Here is a 15156-nt window from a genome sequence, read left to right as displayed (position 1 = left end):
GAATCCCCATGTAATTTTCCTCCTGTCTCCTGTCTCCTGTCTCCTGTCTCCTTCTTCAAGGAGGAATAGGTTGGGTGAAGTTATCTTAAGTATAAGATCAAATTCGCTATTCTTAAATCAGGAGGAAAATACAGTTATAAATATTTGTTAATGGTAAAGATGGAGTAGATAAATAACGAATAAGATATGTTTACCTCATACAAATAATTGCTAAAAATATTACTTAACCTGACTTATTATTTGATAATTGAAGTGTTCAATAAGTAGAACATTGTTTTTAGGAGATTGGTATAACTTTATTGAGTACGCTTTACATTCTTTTTGCGTAGCATTTCCGCACCGAAAGGATGCCTTAGAATTACACACTTACTTTTCATTTGTGCAAAGGAGTTGCCTGAGAACTTGAAGTTAAGCAGAACAGAAAACTTGCCAAAAACAAAGAGATACAGCAGATTTAGTGCTATATGAAGTACAAATATTTAAGAAAACCTCGCCCGATCGGACGGGGTTTAAATAAAGTCTTTGTAGTGCGGGCATCTTGCCTGCCAAAGATGTAGCTCACTTATATGAAACAAGCTGTAAATTAAATTAAATCTCAAATAATATATTTTTATAGTTAAGTTAATTCGGTATAACCAAATATCAAACTATTAGATAAGTATTCGGGTATTAGGTGAGAGAAGTTGTTTAATTATTACTCCTTGTTCCCTATTTCCATCTCAATATCCTTCCTTCTATTTGATCTAACTATTTAACATCTAGCAATTTTCATAAGGAGTAAGATACAAAATTATAGATTTTACCGAACAGTTCATTTTTCAATAAGCAATAGGGAGTCAAAATACAACTTTAATTTATGCTTCTAGAGAAACCCTATATTCCTGACTTAGCATAATTAGTTTTAAGCTTTAATTCTATAGTATTCAGATGGTGTGCCATGTACAAACAACAAGTACAAAAAAGAAGTAAACCTCAAACAATTTCAGACATTGAATTAATCAATATCTGGTTACAACAAATTCCTCCTATAAATAAATCATTTCATTTATATATAGCTCAAATGTTCCTGAAATTTGTCAAAAAGCCACTAAAAAAAGTAACTCAAGTAGATGTTATAGCCTTTGCAAATATTCAGGGTATTCGCTCTAATAATCGAGAATTAGATCGAAATAAACGATTAGAAACTATTAATTCTTTGCTAAAATTTGGTCAGCAAACCGGTATACTCCCTAATACTCAAAAAAAGATCTTGTCTCCTACTATTAAAAACTTCAACAAATCAGCCCCCTCTAAAAACAAAACAGAAAATAATTCTACTACTCGGAAAATACAGAAACAGCCCTTAAATTGGTTTAAACTGTTGAACATCCAGCTAGCTTCTACCTTATTAATTATTTTCGTGTTACTTATGGCAATCTTAAAACTATTTCAAGAAGTGGGTGGGGGCGCAAATGCTGGCGATGAAAATTGGCCAGAAACAGTAGCTATTATGCCTGAGATTGAGCCAACTGAGAATTGGGCCTATCCAATAAATGTACCCAGAATACGAGCTTTTCTCGATACAATCGCTGTAACAGAAGGCACCACAGGTCCTCAAGGTTATTATCGTCAATACACAAACGACCATTTCTCTGGCTTTGAAGACCACCCTAGAGAGATGAAATGTGGCATTGATAGGAATAACGAAAAACTTTGTTCTGATGCAGCAGGTAGATATCAGTTTCTGAGTACATCTTGGGACCTCTATGCTCCTATGGTAGGTGCTAAGAACTTTGGCCCTACTTATCAAGACCGTGTAGCGATAGAATTGATTCGAGAAAAAGATGCTCTGGAGGACATTGAACAAGGGAGAATTGAAGAAGCTTTTAGAAAGTTATATATGGTTTGGCCTTCATTTGGAGAAACACCTACAGAAGTTGAGCGGCTCATGCCTAAACTTATAGGAACTTACAATAATAACTTGGCTCGGTATCAACCCTCTGAGATATCTTCAGAACAAGAATCTCAAATGTAGTTTGAAGTATTCGTTTGAAGAAGGTGGGGAGATGGGGTGATAGGGGGATGGGGGGATGGGGAGCATTGACTTAATCCGAGAATAACGATATAATCGGCATTTAAGCATACTTTTAGGCAGGTGGCACTCACCCATAAATGAAATCCATCAGAACAAAACTCAAATTAAATAATCGACAGAAAACGCTCTTGGCTCAACACGCTGGCTATTCACGGTGGTGCTACAATTGGGGTTTGAGTCTGTGGAATGCTGCTTATCAGGACGGTTACAAGCCTAATGCTCGTAAACTCAGAGAAGTGTTTACTAACCATACTAAACCACTTTATCCTTGGATGAAACGCTTATCTTCTAAGGTGTACCAATATGCTTTCATCAACTTAGGTGAAGCATTTAAGAGGTTTTTTCAAGGTTTAGGTAAACATCCAAAGTTTAAGAAGAAAGGTAGGTCTGATTCTTTCACAATTGATAATTGTGGAAAACCAATAAAACTTAATGGTTGGTCTCATAAATTACCTTTTATTGGTTGGGTAAAAACTTATGAACCCATTGAAGCAACAACTCAAAAAATCACCATTAGCAAACAAGCTGGTGATTGGTTTCTTAGTTTAGCTTTTGAATTTGCTCCAACAGTAACACCGAAAAATACTGAAGTTGTAGGTGTAGATTTAGGCGTTAAGACACTAGCAACACTAAGCACTGGTGAAGTTTTTCCAAGCATCAAGCCTTATCGTACAGCTCAAGACAAACTAGCAAAATTACAACGACAACTTAGTAGGAAAGTCAAGCATTCAAGTAATTGGTACAAAGCTGTAGTTAGGCTAGCCAAACAGCATAGACGAATAGCTGACATCCGTAAAGACGCACTTCATAAATTGACAACATATCTAGCTAAAAACCACGGCACTGTTTCAATTGAAGATTTGAACGTCAGCGGTATGTTAGCCAATCATAAGCTGGCGAAATCTATAGTAGACCAAGGATTTTACGAGTTTAGAAGACAGCTTGAATACAAGTGCCAATGGTACGGCTGTGAATTAGTAGTAGTAGACAGATTTTTTCCATCTTCTAAGACTTGCTCTAGTTGTGGTCATGTACAGGATATGCCTTTGAATATCAGAACTTATGACTGCCCAGAATGTGGTCTATCCATTGAGAGAGACTTGAATGCCTCAATTAATTTAAGAGATGCGGTTGGCTTGACCGTGAATGCCTGTGGATGAGTAACCGCTGACGGTCTCAGTTGTTTGCGTAGCATTCCGTAGGAAAGCAGGAAGTAAACATCAATTTATCACTTTTTGTGACGCGTTGTATCAGTTTTATGAAGCAGATGGATTTGATATCAAATATCACTTCTAACTTTTGACTTTTAACTTTTGACTTTAGTATGGTACTATGTCCTGTTTGTGGCACAGAATACATTGACACATTCCCAGAATTTTGTTCTGTCTGTAGTTGGGATTTAACATCAGACACTACCTTCTTTGCTACAGCAGAAATATACCAGCGAAAAGAAGAAGCAAAATTGAACTGGGCTAGACAAATGTGGCAAATTGTACAAGACCAGAAAAATCAAAATAGTGAGAATAACACCATAAGTTTACCTTTTGGACAGGTAGATGAGGTAAATCACAATCAAAATTTCAATGGGGACCTCAAAAGACAACTAGATAAACTACAAGCTCAGTTAGATCGGGCAGCAATGGAACGCTTTCAGCTTCATTCTCAGTTAGAGTGGGTACTTTATCGCCTCGAACAACTTAACCCAGAAATATTGACAGATACTCTATATCGTATTGAAGAAAATCTAAATGCCATGGCAACTCCAGAAGCACCAATGTCAGAAGTAGGGATAGACTATAACCCACTGATAAATCTTTTGGCTGCAGGAAAATGGCGAAAAGCGGACGAACTTACCTGGGAGTTGTTGTTGGAAGTAACCCTCCGCGAAGATGAAGGTTGGCTACAGTTAATAGATATTGAAAATTTTCCCTGCACAGACCTTCTGACTATTGACTGGCTTTGGGAGTATTACAGTAACGGGTTGTTTGGCTTAAACGTACAACAACGTATATGGGAAAGTGTAAGTGGAGAATATGGAGATTTTTGCGACCGCGTTGGATGGCGAAATGGAGAAAGTTGGAAATATTATGATGAACTTAGCTTTAACCTGCAAGCTCTAGAAGGTCACTTACCTGTAATTATATGGCGACGACGTGCTTGTTATGGAGTTGGTAAAATGATAGCTCCTGAAACATTTTTGGCTTTTATATCTCGACTAACAATTTGTAATAGTAGTAGATAGGGTAGTCCTGCATGGTAATGGTAAGGATATATATTTTTTAATTTTTCCCACACTCCCCATCCCCCCATATCCCCAAATTCCCCTCCACCGGAGGGGTTAGGGGTGGGTCCCCATCTCCCCACACTTCTTTTTCCATTACTATGCACCACCACCGTAGATAGAAATAGGGTTTGCTGAAAAAGTCTTTTTCAGGAGTAATATCAAGCTCACCAAGCTCACCAAGGATTGAAATCTTTGGCTAATATTTTAAGTCATCTTAAGATTACTCTTGACGAGTATACCATCTTTTTCATCTTTTTATATTGTGGTTAATCTAGTGCAACTTTATTTATAGAACCCATTTGGGATCTCCTGGCCTAATCATAAGCCTTACAGTTTCTTGGTTTAATCATTATTGGCATAATATCATGTCCGGTAGCATCGGTATTGTATAGCAAGGGTAGGGAACACTTAACTGGGAACAGGGAACAGGCAAGAATACTTAAGGGCAATAAAAAACTTAAATTTCCTGTAGATATTCACCTTTGGGTTTACACGAACGCGCCCCAGCAGACATGATATAAATAGTTACTAAAGGCTATTACCTAGACCTAAATTGCTCAAGATATTAGCTACTTCAGAAGCTAATTTAGCTTGAAAAAGATACGGTTAGGGGTTCTATATAAGCTCTAAAGAGAACAGGACTTATGCAACGACACTAATTATTTGGTTGGAGTCCCGTCGAGGGTCGCGACAACTTTTTAGTATCCCTATCCACTTTTTCCTTCTTCCTTCTTCCGGCGTTGGTGAAAAGAGGTATGATATCATGTCCGAATAAGAGCGGGATAGAACTCCATTCCGCACTCCGCGTTAACGTGCATTGTGCGCCAGCAAACAAAAAACTTTCTCCTTCTATTCCTTATTTCTTCTTCTTTCTTCCCTACTGACTCCTCAGGAGTCAGTCCTCAGTAATTAAGATTAATATCATACCCTAATTTACCAAAGCCCCTTCTTCAAATATTATTTTGAATTACCTGCCGATATTCACTCTTACGCTTCACACCTTTCAACTGTTCGACCAAACCCTTGTTCTTAAAAAACTGAATCGTTGGTGTAGACATTACCCCTGCATTCTGAGCAATCTCCGGATCTTGCTCAATATCAATCTCTACATAATGAATTTTTCCCTCAAACTCTTGTATAACCTTCTCAAAAATAGGCTTCAAAGTATGACATGGAGCGCAACTAGGAGCAGAATACTTAACTATAATTAGGCGATCGCTCTGGTGGTAGAGTTTCCGCAAAGCATAACCGCCCAGATGATGAGTAGCATTATGGTCAAAACTCTCAACAGTATCAACAACTATCTCCTTATCCGACTTCTTAGTTGCTTTTTCCTGAGCAAACTCCTGTGTCAAACCTCTTTCCGACAACCATCTCTCTACCAACATTGCCCCCATACAACCACTACCAGCAGCAGTTATTGCCTGACGAAACTCACTATCTTGGACATCACCTACAGCATAGACACCTTCAACGCTAGTTTTAACCATATCTCGAGTAACCACATAACCCTTCTCATCCAACTCCAACTGTCCTTGAAAAATTTGGGTATTCGGGGTATGACCAATCGCATAAAACAAACCTCCAACTGGTAAGTCCTGCTGTGTACCAGTCTGATTATTTCTCAGTTTCACACCTTCCAAAACACCATTACCATATACATCTATAACTTCAGTTTGCCAATGAACAGTAATTTTTGGATTTTCTAACACCCTCTGCTGCATAGTCTTACTCGCCCGCATCTGGTCTCGACGTACCAATAAATGAATATGAGAACCATACTTAGTTAAATAAATAGACTCCTCTGCTGCAGTATCCCCACCTCCAATAACTGCTAATTCCACTCCCTTAAAAGCTGGGTTAGCTCCATCGCAGACAGCACAAGCAGAAATACCACTATTCCAAAATTTTTCTTCACTAGGTAGTTTGAGTTTTTTGGCAGTCGCCCCAGTAGCAATGATGATGCTATAAGTTTGAATTTCTCGTTCCTCTGACTTAATAGTAAATGGGTACTGAGCTAGGTCTACAAAAGTAACATCTTCGGTGTATAGTTCTGTTCCCCAGCGAACTGCTTGATTTTTCATCCGTTCCATTAATTGCGGTCCGGTAATACCTTCGGGGAAACCAGGAAAGTTCTCTACTTCAGTCGTTGTCATTAGTTGACCGCCTGGTACACCTCCTATTTGATAACCTTCAAAGACTACTGGTTTGAGGTTAGCGCGTCCTGCATAGATAGCGGCAGTATAGCCTGCTGGTCCTGAACCTATAATTACTAAGTTTTCTATTCTTTGTTTTGTCATAATATTAAGATTTCGCGGTAGATAGTAACGTCTTTGTGTTGTACTTTCTTCCAGCTATTAGAGTTATTAGAAAAAATTTGTTTTCTCGATACTTTTCTTTTTTTTCGGCGTTGCACAGTGACGAATGATTTTATATTTTTGATGAATAGGATTTTGGATTTGATAATTACTAGAATGACTAATTAATGGTTTTTTTTACTCAAAGTCTAAACTAATTTTTGGTAATATCATTCCATAATGTGCAACCCCTTTTTTTCAGTGTTAATTTACCGACACAGCTAGGATATAACCAGTGGAATTTTTCTATATTTTGCCTGCATCGGTTGTATTTTGTTAATCTACCTGAACCTAGTTATACAGTTAATCTAGTGAATAGTTCCTGATTTTTTGTAGACATTGTTTGCTTGTTAAATCGTACTAAAGCTTGGTTAAAATTTCTCTCTTTGCTTAGTTTTTTTGAACTTACAATATATGACTATATCTATGTAGAACTTTTGCTATACCTGCTTATCAAATTATACCAAATTCACGCAAAGGTACTTATATCAAGTCTCATTAATTAGCCAGGGGTAAAAATGTTCTTCTCTTAAGAGGAAATTTTTTTGAGGAAATATTTTTTCAGTCCGAATGCTGGGCAAACAAATTTCCCCTTCTTCCCTACTCCCTACTCCCTAAATTTTTCCGAAGTGGTTATTTAAAGAGACATGATATTACATCTTAATCTAAGTTTTCTGCATTGACGTTGAATTTTGCTAACCTACTATTGTTTACATTATTAAAATAAATATTTCTGAAGAGATAATTTTAAAATTGTCATGTTAAGTAAATTATGAATAAACGTAAAGTTGCCTAGTTATTGATATTATTCTCAATTATTTGACGAATTTACTTAATTTGGAGTCTATGATATGATTTTTATAGTCACAGGATTGGTGTAATTAATTTGCCAAAAAACTCTGCAAACTATATTGAAATCGTATGATATTAAGTAATTTTAATTTTAATCTGTTGGCCAAAAAAACAATTTTTCTAGAGACAGCTTAACAATAAAAGCCGAAAATTTGACAAAAAACGAGATTTGTGTGTTTTTGTTTTGGTTATTGGTAGAAATTTCAATAAAACAGAAAAAATTATGGACAGAATATTAGAACCAGAAGTCATGGACACTTGGGAAGAAGCAGAAGAATATGACTCAATGGACTTTTTGGAAGTCAATCAAGCCTTTGCAGAAAGTTCTATAGAAATCGGCCCAAAAAAAGGATTAGTTCTTGATGTCGGTACTGGTACTGCCAGAATACCGATATTAATATGTCAGCAACAACCAGAATGGCAAATAATTGGCATTGATTTATCAAAAAATATGCTGACTATTGGAGAGAGAAATATTGAAAAAGCAAAATTACAATCCCAGGTCAAATTAGAGTTAGTAGATGCCAAAAAATTACCCTATTCAGAACATAGTTTTGACATGGTAATTTCTAACAGTATTGTTCACCATTTATCAGAGCCATTACTTTTCTTTCAAGAAGTTAAAAGAGTTTTGCAGCCTCAAGGTGGAATATTTATCTAAATGTTGCGAGAAGACCCGCGCTTTCCTGACAAGGAAGCGTCGGGATGAATCGCAACCAGATTGCGGTTTTACACATAATATATTAAACTGTAAGTGTTGGATAAGTAAGTAGTAGATGGTTGAGAAAGCGTATAAATTTAGATTCTACCCTACTCCAGAACAAGAAAACTTGTTGAGGAGAACTTTGGGGTGCGTGAGACTCATCTACAACAAAGCCTTGGCAGCCAGAACTCAAGCTTGGTACGAGAAACAGGAGCGTGTAGGATACAAGCAAACTTCGGCCATGCTGACAAGCTGGAAAAAACAGGAGGACTTAGAGTTTCTCACTGAAGTCAGCAGTGTACCATTACAGCAAAGTTTGAGACATCTACAAACAGCTTTTACTAACTTTTTTAGTGGACGGACTAAATACCCAAACTTTAAGAAAAAACGTAATGGTGGAAGTGCTGAATTTACCAAAGCAGCATTCACGTGGAAAAATGGTCAAGTATACCTAGCTAAATGTGCTGAAGCATTACCGATTAGATGGAGTAGGGAATTACCACCAGGTTGTGTACCTAGTACAATTACAGTCAAACTTGACCCCTCTGGTAGATGGTCTGTGTGTTTGAGATTTAACGACAACAGAGATTTCCAACTCAAACCACTCAAAAAAAGAGTTGGTGTTGATGTTGGTATTAGTAGTCTCATTGCCACAAGTGATGGCACAAAAGTCAACAACCCTAAGTATTTTAATAAACTGTATAAGAAACTGAGGTTAGCTCAAAAATCACTCAGCCGAAAAACCAAGGGCTCTAATAATTACCAGAAAGCTAGACTGAAAGTAGCTAGGATACACGCAAAAATCAAAGATTCAAGGCTTGACTATACCCATAAACTAACCACTCAATTAATTAGAGAAAATCAAACTATTGTAGTTGAGGACTTAGCAGTTAAGAATATGGTAAAAAACCATAAGTTAGCTAAAGCAATAAGTGATGCAAATTGGGGAGAATTAGTCAGGCAATTAGAATACAAAGCAGAATGGTACGGCCGGGAACTAATTAAAATTGATAGATATTTTCCCAGTTCTAAACGTTGTTCTAATTGTGGTCATGTGGTTGAGAAATTGCCTCTTGATATTAGAGAGTGGGATTGCCCAGAATGTTCAGCTCACCACGATAGAGATATCAACGCTAGTATAAATATTTTGGCTGCCGGGCAGGCAGTGTCAGTCTGTGGAGCGACCGTAAGGCCCGAAGGGAGCAAGTCTCGGAGGGCGGGTGCTATGAAACAGAAAGCCCCTAGCAGTGATGTTAAGGAATCCCGCGCTGTCTCGTAGAGCAGCGTCGGGAGGATGTCAAACGAGACTTACTTCGTCCAGAAACTCCAGAATTAAAAGAGGAACTTGTAGACAAATATGCTAGAGATTGTAATCAACATCAACGAAAGTTATTTAGAGATTCTTTGCAAGCTGCTCTGACTATTGTTGAAGTAGAGAAAATAGTTAAAGATGCTGGTATTAAAGAAGTAAAAATATATCAATCATCAGATAGGCATTGGACTACAGAAAGAAAATGGTCAAAAATAGAAGAGTTTTGAATAGTAACAAATTTATGCCAAGTGTATTTACATTTTAATCATTGATCTTGAGCGATCGCTCCCTAGTCAAATCATTAAAAATCGGCATACTTAAAAAATCAGCTAATGATTAACAGCTCAACTAATTAGGGTTTGCTGATTAATTATAAAAGTATTGACTGATATCATGTCCGAACGCAATCGTTTGTGTAAACCCAAGGATGAATATCTACAGGAAATTTAGATTTTTTTCTTGCTCAATAGCCTTCCTCCCTCTTATTTCCTCTTCCTTCTTCCTTCTTCCTTACCTTTGCTATACAATACCGATGCTACCGGACATGATATGATGTTGGTTTTAGCGTTTTAGAGTTGAAAAAAGTACCAGCTTTTCGGTGGAAAAAGCTCATGCATGCTAGTATTTTGGGATGATTATGGCAGAAAAATTGAGAGACAAAACTTAGCTCCTACCTCCTCTACATTCCCATTTCTCCCCTCCTGGGAGGGGGAGGGGCGAGGGGTGGGTTGTCTCCTACCCCAGCAAAAAGACTTTTTCAGCAAACCCTAATTAGAAATTTAATAGATTTTTTTTTACTTAATTAGCTAAATCGTAATTATAAGTACCAGCTATTAAGTTTGCTCTTAACCCCAATCTATTACCGAAAAATTGTGGGTATCCGCCTCCCCTTTTAAGGGAATAAAAAGCGGTCGATATTCGGATATTCTCGTAGGGTAGGATGACGAGGAAACCTGTGCCATATCAAATCGACCAAGAAAAAGAGAATATTCCAGATTTCAATCCCAATACTTTCCTACAGAATGCTGCGCAAACAGCTAGAGGTACTGAAGTCCGCAGTTCCGACCATAGGAGACTAATTGAAATGACCCCGATTTCTATCAAGATAAGAGAGAAAAACTAGAATTGGATTAAAACTATCACGGATAAAGTTATTACTGCTTGTGAAGTTAAACTCATTAGTTGATATCAATGATTGTTTAAATATTTATGGCTTTATGGTTTAGTTGAACCAAAAATAGGAGATTCTTTTTTTTGATGAATTTTAGTCATTTATACCAGTTCCTAAAAGTAAAGCTATACTTGGGTAATACTTCAGTTATTAATTAATCAAAACAGGTATAATCACTTTTTTGCTAAAAATAGCCTAGTTAATGTTAATTATTCTTACTTTTTACTTCTCTCCTACTCCCCCACTCCCCTACTCCCCTGCTCAACAAAATGTAGAAAAGTTGTTGAGAAATGGTATTTAAATACCCCTTGCGAGTGAAAAAAAGCAAAACCACAGTTATGTAGTAAATTTTCTAGAAAAATTAAGATATGGCGTTTCTCAAAAAGCGTGAAATACAGTTGTTTTTCTTCTTTTCTATCCTCTGTATTCCCGAATTACTGCTTTGTAGAAAGGTTGTATGCAACGTCCCTACTACTCCCTACTCCAGAGCAACAAACGAATGCGTGTACCTCAAATGGGAACTGCTATACATGATTTTTATTAAAAATTTTTTATTATAACACTATACATAATTGAAAAGTGGTCATAAGCTGTTAGTAGAAGGTTAAAAAAATCATAAGGAAGGAATTAGGACAGAAGTCGGAAGCATTTAGTCAGGGATTTGACCCCACTGAATGTAAGTCACTTTAAGAAGTAGGGGATTTAACCCTTGATCTCTCAAGATTGTGCTTATGGAAGAAGCTACGGGCGGTCAAAAGAATTAGTCAACCTTTTTCCTTTTTCCCTATTCCTTCAAGTTTATTTTTTCCACAGGAGCAATAGATTATGACCACAACTACAAGGTTTAATTCTTATCTGATGGGCAACTTTGCCCCAGTGAGCGAAGAAATTACTGTTGACAACTTAGAAATCAAAGGCGAACTTCCTAGAGATTTGTCAGGAATGTATGTTCGTAATGGCCCTAACCCTCAATTTACCCCTCTAGGTAAATATGACTGGATGGATGGTGATGGAATGCTGCATGGAGTGAGAATTAGTGGTGGTAAGGCAGAATATAAGAATCGTTATGTGCGGACAGGAGGATTTGAAGTTGAACGAGACTTGGGTTATGCGGTCTGGAGTGGAAGATTAGAACCGCCTCAAGTTTGTAATCCTTACGGGCCGTATAAAAATGTATCTAACAGTAGTGTTAGTTATCACAATGGCAAATTATTAACTTTTTGGGAAGCAGGGTTGCCTTACGCAGTTGAAGTTCCTAGTTTAGAAACAATTGGTCCATATTTGTGCGATGGTTACTTGGATTCTACTTTCACTTCTCATCCGAAAGTCGATCCTATGACTGGAGAATTAATATTTTTTGGTTACGCTCTTGATGCGCCCCCTTATTTAAAGTATGGTTTGATTTCTAGTAATGGTGAGTTGCTACAAATAGTACCTATTAATATACCCGTGCCCAGCGGACCACATGACTTTGCCATTACAAAAAATTATACAATTTTGATAGATTTACCATTGAGATTCCGTCCAGAACGAGTAGAGCAAGGTTTACCTGGTTGGATTTTTGAGAAGGGAGTGCCAAGTCGGTTTGGTATTTTGCCTCGGTATGGGAATAATGAAGATATTCGATGGTTTGAAGCTCATCCTTGCTATATCAATCATATTTTGAATGCTTATGAAGATGGGGATGAGGTAATACTGTATGGTTGTCGGATGAGTTCTACTCATTCCTATGCTAGTAACTTTAGAGATAGAGATCCTGATGAGAATATTCCTCGAATGTATGGTTGGGCATTTAATCTCAAAACTGGCGCAGTAAGAGAGGGAATGTTAGATAAAAGACCATCGGAGTTTCCTTCTGTTAATCATCGCTTTGTCGGACGAGAGATGCGTTATGTTTACACTTCTAGGATGGCTTCACTGCAACCTTTGTTTGATGGGATTATTAAGTATGATTTTTATACTGGTAGGTCAATAACCCATGATTTTCAGGAACAACGTTACGGGGGTTCTGTAACATTTGCGCCGAGAATAGGTGCTATTGATGAGGATGATGGTTGGTTACTAACGTTTGTGTATGATGAGAAAGATAAATGTTCTGAGTTATTGGTAATAGATGCTCAGAATATGAGAGAAGATCCTGTGGCGCGGGTGATGTTACCTCAGAGAGTTCCTTATGGTTTTCATGGTACTTGGATATCTGAGATGCAGTTGATAAATAGGGTTTGTTGAGGAGTAAGGCAGTGGGGAGTAGGGGAGTGAGGGAGTGGGGGAGTCTTACAAGGGTAAGTTTTTAAGATTTGACAGGGAGGAGCGGTGACATGGGGACGCGGAGATTGGATAATTGAGTAATTAATTCAATCTACTCGCTCTATTCATTAGAGAAAACCTCCGTCCATCTATCTGTGCGCCTCCCTGTCTCCCCCTACATACGTCCTCTCCACTCAATAATTCTCCGTTTTTCCCAACTCCCAACTCCTGACTCCTGACTTCTGCTTCTAATTAGGGCTTGCTGATTAAATCTAAAAGCATTTACAAATAAAGGTTTTAGCCTTTTTAGGTCTTGAAAAAGTACCTGGTTTTCAGCTCTTCATTCTCAAAAAGGAGTACATTTTTGCTGCTGAGTTGGGCAAAACAATTCTCCCCTACTCCCTCGCTCCCCTATCCCCTACTCCTGAAGAAAGACTTTTTCAGCAAACCCTAATTAGGGCTTATATCAAGTCTCATTAATTAGCGATAATAAAAATGCGTTCCCCGATCAATTTCTCCCTTTTGCCTGTTGCCCAAAATTTGGCGTTGCACAGTGACGAATGATTTGATATTTTTGAAGGAGACAGGAGACAGCTATACTGGAGACAGGAGGAAAATTACTTGGGGTGAGAATCCCCATGTAATGCGTGAACACCCCCGTTGACGGTGGGGTATTAAACTCACAAAGAAAATGATCAACTGTTTCTCCTGCCAGCGAACGGACAATTGGCAGTTGTGATGAAGGATACAATATATATAGGACTACCATATTATTTGGCGTTGCACAGTGACGAATGATTTGATATTTTTGATAGAATTGGATTGTGGATTAATCAATTGCTAGAATGATTAATTAATGGTTATTTTTAGTCAAAATCTAAACCAATTTTTGGCAATATCATTCCATAATGTGCAACCCCAAAAATTTTTATTGTGGGTGTTTCAAGAGAAATGATATTACTGATTAAATATCAAAGCATTGACTGATATTGGTTTTAGGTTTTTTATGTCTTTAAAAAGTATGAGCTTTTCGGTTGCTTAGGTTAAAAAAGTGAGGACTTTCACCGAAGCAAAAGCCGAAAAATCACTCTGACAAAACTTAGCTCCTACCTCCTCACTCATTCCCATTTCTCCTGTCTCCTGTCTCAGCAAAAAGACTTTATTCAGCAAACCCTAATTATTTAGCCCAACGATTTTGACTTTGTTCTAGATGTTCTAATAATTCTTGTTTATTCAAAGAAGGTTTTTTACATATCAAACCTTGGCAAACTAACCCTACAGAATTTTTTGGTAAATCTGCTTCAACTTTATAAATAGTAGTAGAAAAATACTCAGTAATTAAACTAGAAATTTCTGCTTGAGAAGTTCTAACTAAAGTTTGGTTTCTATACCATTCAAGAGCAATAAATAAACTCGGACAAGCTTGAGGAGATTTTTTCATTATGCTGCTAAAAGCTGTTAAAGCTGACTCAGCTTGGTCGAGATAATATAATTCTTCAGTTAGCAAAGATAGACGTACTAAATTAGCAACTGCTATGCCATTTGCCGCCGGAGTTGCATTATCAATATAGTTTCGTTCTCGTAATATTAATTCTCCACTAACGTCGCTCGGTGAATTGTAATAACCTGATGCTTCTAAACTCCATAAAAATTTATCAAATTCATCTATGCCATTTGCCGCGGGAGTTGCATTGTCTATATAGTTCTGTTCTCGTAATATTGATTCTCCACTAACGTCGCTCGGTGAATTGTAATAACCTGATGCTTCTAAACTCCATAAAAAATTTATCAAATTCATCTTGTAATTTTACTACTAACGTCGCTTGGTGAATTGTAATAACCTGATGCTTCTAAACTCCATAAAAATTTATTAAATTCATCTTGTGATTTTACTGCTGTTTCTAGCCAAAAATTAGTATTTGATGAACTAATAGAAGCTTGTTGTAAGTCTAGCAAAGCTTTTATAAATAAAGCAAGAAGAGGTAATTGTAAATTATTAATTTTTAATTGTTAATTATTGAATGCTGTTTCTAGCCAAAAATTAGTATTTGATGAAGCAATGGAAGCCTGTTGTAAATCTAGCAAAGCTTTTATAAATAAAGCATAGTCTTCCACTTTAGAAAAAGTAAGGCAGAAGGCAGAAGGAAAGAAAAGGT

At 37.1% G+C, this 15156-nt stretch carries 13 protein-coding genes; 8 read left to right on the top strand and 5 right to left on the bottom strand.

Features of this window, described 5'->3' with window-relative positions:
- Positions 1–937: 937 nt before the first annotated feature.
- The 3 genes from D5R40_RS16550 (at position 938) to D5R40_RS16540 (ending at position 4316) form a co-directional block, all read left to right on the top strand.
- Positions 938–2014 carry a glycoside hydrolase family 24 protein gene (locus D5R40_RS16550; protein ID WP_124154927.1) on the top strand — a complete coding sequence of 359 codons (1077 nt, stop codon included), beginning with the start codon at positions 938–940 and terminating at the stop codon, positions 2012–2014.
- A gap of 137 nt (positions 2015–2151) precedes the next feature.
- The gene (locus D5R40_RS16545) at positions 2152–3234 is read left to right on the top strand and encodes an RNA-guided endonuclease InsQ/TnpB family protein (RefSeq protein WP_124154926.1); all 1083 of its coding nucleotides are present in this window, start codon (positions 2152–2154) and stop codon (positions 3232–3234) included.
- A 164-nt stretch (positions 3235–3398) separates the two neighbouring features.
- Complete coding sequence (locus D5R40_RS16540) at positions 3399–4316, top strand: GUN4 domain-containing protein (protein ID WP_124154925.1); 918 nt, start codon at positions 3399–3401, stop codon at positions 4314–4316.
- 684 nt (positions 4317–5000) lie between these two features.
- On the opposite strand, the gene D5R40_RS41140 is transcribed toward D5R40_RS16540, so the two are convergent.
- A complete protein-coding gene (locus D5R40_RS41140) occupies positions 5001–5123 on the bottom strand; it encodes a hypothetical protein (RefSeq protein ID WP_282433639.1) in 123 nt (40 codons plus the stop codon).
- 185 nt (positions 5124–5308) lie between these two features.
- Positions 5309–6658: a thioredoxin-disulfide reductase gene (gene trxB, locus D5R40_RS16535; protein ID WP_124145706.1), complete on the bottom strand. Its 1350-nt coding sequence runs from the start codon at positions 6656–6658 to the stop codon at positions 5309–5311.
- Between the two features lie 1132 nt (positions 6659–7790).
- On the opposite strand from trxB, the gene D5R40_RS16530 reads away from it, so the two are divergent.
- The 5 genes from D5R40_RS16530 to D5R40_RS41130 all read left to right on the top strand — a co-directional run bounded on the left by D5R40_RS16530 (position 7791) and on the right by D5R40_RS41130 (position 13664).
- Complete coding sequence (locus D5R40_RS16530; protein WP_124145707.1) at positions 7791–8228, top strand: class I SAM-dependent methyltransferase; 438 nt, start codon at positions 7791–7793, stop codon at positions 8226–8228.
- Positions 8229–8343: 115 nt separating this feature from the next.
- Positions 8344–9549: an RNA-guided endonuclease InsQ/TnpB family protein gene (locus tag D5R40_RS16525; protein ID WP_124154924.1), complete on the top strand. Its 1206-nt coding sequence runs from the start codon at positions 8344–8346 to the stop codon at positions 9547–9549.
- A gap of 125 nt (positions 9550–9674) precedes the next feature.
- The gene (locus D5R40_RS41135) at positions 9675–9809 is read left to right on the top strand and encodes a hypothetical protein (RefSeq protein WP_275670349.1); all 135 of its coding nucleotides are present in this window, start codon (positions 9675–9677) and stop codon (positions 9807–9809) included.
- A 1769-nt stretch (positions 9810–11578) separates the two neighbouring features.
- Positions 11579–12982: a carotenoid oxygenase family protein gene (locus D5R40_RS16520; protein ID WP_124144592.1), complete on the top strand. Its 1404-nt coding sequence runs from the start codon at positions 11579–11581 to the stop codon at positions 12980–12982.
- A gap of 547 nt (positions 12983–13529) precedes the next feature.
- Positions 13530–13664, top strand: a complete 135-nt coding sequence (locus tag D5R40_RS41130; RefSeq protein WP_282433638.1) for a hypothetical protein — start codon at positions 13530–13532, stop codon at positions 13662–13664.
- 374 nt (positions 13665–14038) lie between these two features.
- On the opposite strand, the gene D5R40_RS41125 is transcribed toward D5R40_RS41130, so the two are convergent.
- Genes D5R40_RS41125 through D5R40_RS35385 form a run of 3 tightly spaced genes read right to left on the bottom strand, consistent with a single transcriptional unit; the run spans position 14039 to position 14956 of the window.
- Positions 14039–14170: a hypothetical protein gene (locus D5R40_RS41125; RefSeq protein WP_282433637.1), complete on the bottom strand. Its 132-nt coding sequence runs from the start codon at positions 14168–14170 to the stop codon at positions 14039–14041.
- A 7-nt stretch (positions 14171–14177) separates the two neighbouring features.
- Positions 14178–14798, bottom strand: coding sequence for a YyaL domain-containing protein (locus D5R40_RS16515; RefSeq protein ID WP_192901283.1), 621 nt, complete (start codon positions 14796–14798; stop codon positions 14178–14180).
- Entirely contained in the window at positions 14795–14956 is a 162-nt protein-coding gene (locus D5R40_RS35385) for a hypothetical protein (protein WP_161565002.1), read from the bottom strand. Before D5R40_RS35385 ends, D5R40_RS16515 begins: the two co-directional genes overlap by 4 nt.
- Positions 14957–15156: the final 200 nt, after the last annotated feature.

Source organism: Okeania hirsuta (genome assembly GCF_003838195.1).
GTDB lineage: Bacteria > Cyanobacteriota > Cyanobacteriia > Cyanobacteriales > Microcoleaceae > Okeania > Okeania hirsuta.
The sequence above is the reverse complement of the archived record's forward strand: the minus strand, read 5'-3'. Positions and strand labels throughout refer to the sequence as shown.